The sequence below is a fragment of the Streptococcus sp. CCH8-H5 genome (genome assembly GCF_001556505.1).
Taxonomy (GTDB): Bacteria; Bacillota; Bacilli; order Lactobacillales; family Streptococcaceae; genus Streptococcus.
Genome location: NZ_LSIZ01000144.1, coordinates 1 through 839, shown reverse-complemented (window position 1 = coordinate 839; position 839 = coordinate 1). Strand labels below are relative to the sequence as shown.

General features: G+C 44.0%; 2 protein-coding genes. Both read left to right on the top strand.

All coding sequences use genetic code 11. The features are described 5' to 3' along the window. Window positions 1-98: 98 nt before the first annotated feature. The gene (locus AX663_RS11020) at window positions 99-389 is read left to right on the top strand and encodes a hypothetical protein (protein ID WP_060973330.1); all 291 of its coding nucleotides are present in this window, start codon (window positions 99-101) and stop codon (window positions 387-389) included. Window positions 390-464: 75 nt separating this feature from the next. Continuing rightward, a partial coding sequence (locus tag AX663_RS11015) for a hypothetical protein (RefSeq protein WP_443031049.1) occupies window positions 465-839 on the top strand: 375 nt, incomplete at its 3' end.

The following is an 839-nucleotide window of genomic DNA, read 5'->3' as shown; positions in this document are numbered from 1 at the left end:
ACGCACTTACTGAGGCTGAAGTTGAGTTCGACTCAGACTGAGATGTTGAAGTTGATGCACTTTCTGAAGCTGAGACTGAATTTGACTCTAACTGTGATGTGCTCACTGATGCACTTGTTGAAGCTGATTCTGAATTAGAAACTGATTGTGACTCGGAAACTGAAGCACTCTCTGAAGCTGACTCGGAAGTTGAGACTGATTGCGATTCAGACACTGATACACTCGCTGAGGCTGATTCGGAATTTGATACGGATTTCGACTCTGAAACAGACGCACTCTCTGAAGCGGACTCACTTTGTGAGATGCTTGTCTTCAAGGATTCACTCAAGGAACTTGAAATGCTCGCCGATTTCACGGCACTCAAAGATGTACTTGTTGAGGCTGATTGACTTTGCGAAACGCTAGTCTTCAAGGACTCACTTAATGAACTTGAAACGCTCTCCGATTTCACGGCACTCAAAGATGTGCTTGTTGAAGCTGACTCACTTTGCGAAACGCTTGTCTTCAAGGACTCACTTAATGAGCTTGAAACACTAGCTGATTTCACGGCACTCAAAGATGTGCTTGTTGAAGCTGACTCACTTTGTGAGACGCTTGTCTTCAAGGACTCACTCAAGGAATTTGAAACACTTGCTGATTTCTCAACACTCAAAGAAGCACTCGTTGAAGCAGACTCACTTTGCGAAATACTAGTCTTCAAGGACTCACTCAAGGAACTTGAAATGCTCTCAGATTTCACGGTACTCAAAGATGCACTTGTTGAAGCGGATTCACTTTGTGAAATGCTGGTCTTCAAGGACTCACTTAATGAACTTGAAACGCTCGCCGATTTCTCAGCA